Source organism: Streptomyces purpurogeneiscleroticus (assembly GCF_020024005.1).
GTDB lineage: Bacteria > Actinomycetota > Actinomycetes > Streptomycetales > Streptomycetaceae > Streptomyces > Streptomyces purpurogeneiscleroticus.
Genome location: NZ_NHSG01000405.1, coordinates 1 through 3,016, shown reverse-complemented (window position 1 = coordinate 3,016; position 3,016 = coordinate 1). Strand labels below are relative to the sequence as shown.

Below are 3,016 nucleotides of genomic sequence, written 5' to 3'. Positions count from 1 at the left end.
CCCCGGTGCAGCTGGTACCCCCGGTGGCCCGGCCGCCCCTCAGGGCGCTTACGGCTACCCCCAGCAGCCCGGTACCCCCGGTGGCCAGGCCGCTCCCCAGGGCGCTTACGGCTACCCCCAGCAGCCCGCCGCACCCGGACAACCGAACGGCCAGCCCGGCGCGCAGCCGCACCCGTACGGTCAGCCCGGTGGTCACCCCGGTGCGCCCGGTCAGCCGCCGCACGGCCAGCAGCCCCAGCCGCACGGCCAGCAGCCCCCTCAGCCCCAGCAGCCCGGTCCTCAGGGCTACCCCGCCGCGCAGAGCCCCGACCCCGGGGCCGGTGCCTGGTCCGGGCAGGCGGCCGGGCAGCCCGGCCCGCAGCAGGGCGTACAGGGCCCGGCCGGTGCGCCCCTCGGGTACACCGCTGCCGTCGAGCTGTCCTCCGAGCGGCTGATCAAGGGCAAGCAGAAGGCACGGAGCAACCAGCAGGGCAATTCGCGGTTCAAGCTCGGCGGCAAGAAGGAGGAGGCCGAGCGCCAGCGCAAGCTGGACCTGATCCGTACGCCGGTGCTCTCCTGCTACCGCATCGCGGTGATCAGCCTCAAGGGCGGCGTGGGCAAGACCACGACGACCACCGCGCTCGGCGCGACGCTGGCGACGGAGCGGCAGGACAAGGTCATCGCGATCGACGCGAACCCGGACGCCGGCACGCTCGGGCGCCGCGTGCGCCGGGAGACCGGTGCGACCATTCGCGACCTGGTGACCGCGATCCCGTACCTCAACAACTACATGGACATCCGGCGGTTCACCTCGCAGGCGCCGTCCGGCCTGGAGATCCTCGCCAACGACGTCGACCCGGCCGTCTCCACGACGTTCAACGACGAGGACTACCGCCGCGTCATCGACATCCTGGGCCAGCAGTACCCGATCATCCTGACGGACTCCGGTACGGGCCTCCTGTACAGCGCGATGCGCGGTGTGCTGGACCTCGCGGACCAGCTCATCATCATCTCGACGCCGTCGGTGGACGGTGCGAGCAGCGCCAGTACGACGCTGGACTGGCTCTCGGCGCACGGCTACGCCGACCTCGTCTCACGCAGCATCACGGTCATCTCCGGGGTGCGCGAGACCGGCAAGATGATCAAGGTCGAGGACATCGTGTCGCACTTCGAGACGCGCTGCCGCGGCGTGGTCGTCGTGCCGTTCGACGAGCACCTGTCGGCGGGCGCCGAGGTCGACCTCGACATGATGCGGCCGAAGACGCGCGAGGCGTACTTCAACCTCTCGGCGATGGTCGCGGAGGACTTCGCGCGGGCGCAGTCGGCACAGGGGCTGTGGACGCAGCAGGAGAACGGCGGCCACCAGCCGCCGAACGCCGCACCGCCGATGCCGGGCGGTTACCAGCAGGTCCCGGGCCAGCAGGTTCCCGGCCAGCAGGTCCCGGGCCAGCCCCAGCCCGGCCAGTACCCCGGACAGCCCGGCCAGCCCGGACAGCCGGGGCAGTACCCCGGCCAGCCCGGTCAGCCCGGTCAGCCCGGACAGCCCGGCCCGCAGCCGGGCTGGCAGCAGCAGCCTCCGCAGGGGCAACCCCCGCAGGGACAGCCCCCGCAGGGGTACCCGCAGCAGCAACAGCCGCAGCCCGGCGGCCAGTACGGCTACGGCTACCCCCAGCAGCCCGCTCAGCCGGGGCAGCCGGGGCAGCCCGGACCGCAGCCGGGGTGGCAGCACCCCCCGCAGCAGCAGCCCCCGCAGCAGTAGGAGCGGCGCGGTAGTGCGCACATGAGTGAACCCCCTTGCGGTGCAAGGGGGTTCACTCGTTCAAGACGTCTCAGGAGCCGCTCGACGGGCCTTCCTGGCTGACCAGCGCGCGAGCCTGCTTCACATCGATGGCCATCCGCTCCATCAGCGCGTCCAGGGTGTCGTACTTCTCCTGGCCGCGGATGTACGCGACGAAGTCGACGGCGACGTGCAGGCCGTACAGGTCGAGCCCGACGCGGTCGATGGCGTACGCCTCGACGGTGCGGACCTTGCCGTCGAACTGCGGGTTCGTGCCGACCGAGATCGCGGCGGGCATCGCCTCGCCCTCGACGTGCAGATGGCCCGCGTACACACCGTCGGCGGGGATGGCCGTGTGCGGCAGCGTCTCCACGTTGGCGGTGGGGAAGCCCAGTTCGCGGCCGCGCTGGGCGCCGCGTACGACGACGCCCTCGACGCGGTGCGGACGGCCGAGCACCTCGGCGGCGCCGGCCATGTCACCGGCCGCGACCAGGCGGCGGGTGAGCGTGGAGGAGAACGGCTCGCCGTCGCCCGCCTCGCCGCGCTCGAAGAGGTCGACGACCTCGACGTCGTAGTCGTACGTCCGGCCGAGCTCGGCCAGCGTCTCGACGTTGCCCGCCGCCTTGTGCCCGAAGCGGAAGTTGGGGCCTTCCACGACGAGCCGGGCGTGCAACTTGTCCACCAGTACCTTCACGACGAAGTCGGCGGGTGCCAGCTTCGAGAACTCCTTGGTGAAGGGGAGGATCAGCACGGCGTCCACGCCCAGTTCGGCCATCAGCTCGGCCCGCCGGTGGTGCGGCGCGAGCAGCGGCGGATGCGTGCCGGGCCGGACGACCTCGCTGGGGTGCGGGTCGAAGGTGACCGCCACGGCCGGCACGCCCAGCTCCCGGGCGCGCGCCACGGCCTTGCCGAGGATCAGCTGATGTCCGCGGTGTACGCCGTCGTAGGAGCCGATGGTGACGACGCTGCGCCCCCAGCCCTCGGGGATGTCCTCCAAGCCACGCCAGCGCTGCACTGTGCCCGCTCCTTGCCCGAACTCTTGTCTGTTCACTACACCGATACGGCATTGCGCAGGTCTAAGACTGCCATGCCTGGGGGTGTGGTTCGCGCGAAGGGTGGGCTCACCTCGGTCGTCCGCGCGGGGAGCGGCCGATGAGCGCAGGCGGGGCCGGGTGCGCGGAGGGATGCCGACACGGGTCAGGCCGGATGCGGGGCGCCCTGGGAGGGCGTGCGGACGGCGCCGTGCGCCATGGGGCGGGT

General features: G+C 72.3%; 2 protein-coding genes. One reads left to right on the top strand and one right to left on the bottom strand.

Annotated features, from left to right (window positions below; genetic code table 11):
- Nucleotides 1–1,738 (top strand): MinD/ParA family ATP-binding protein (locus tag CCS38_RS29880; protein WP_223736459.1); only part of this gene is annotated, 1,738 nt, incomplete at its 5' end.
- 70 nt (nt 1,739–1,808) lie between these two features.
- Here CCS38_RS29880 and CCS38_RS29875 read toward each other — a convergent pair.
- Nucleotides 1,809–2,771, bottom strand: coding sequence for a bifunctional riboflavin kinase/FAD synthetase (locus CCS38_RS29875; protein WP_223736458.1), 963 nt, complete (start codon nt 2,769–2,771; stop codon nt 1,809–1,811).
- Nucleotides 2,772–3,016 lie beyond the last annotated feature (245 nt).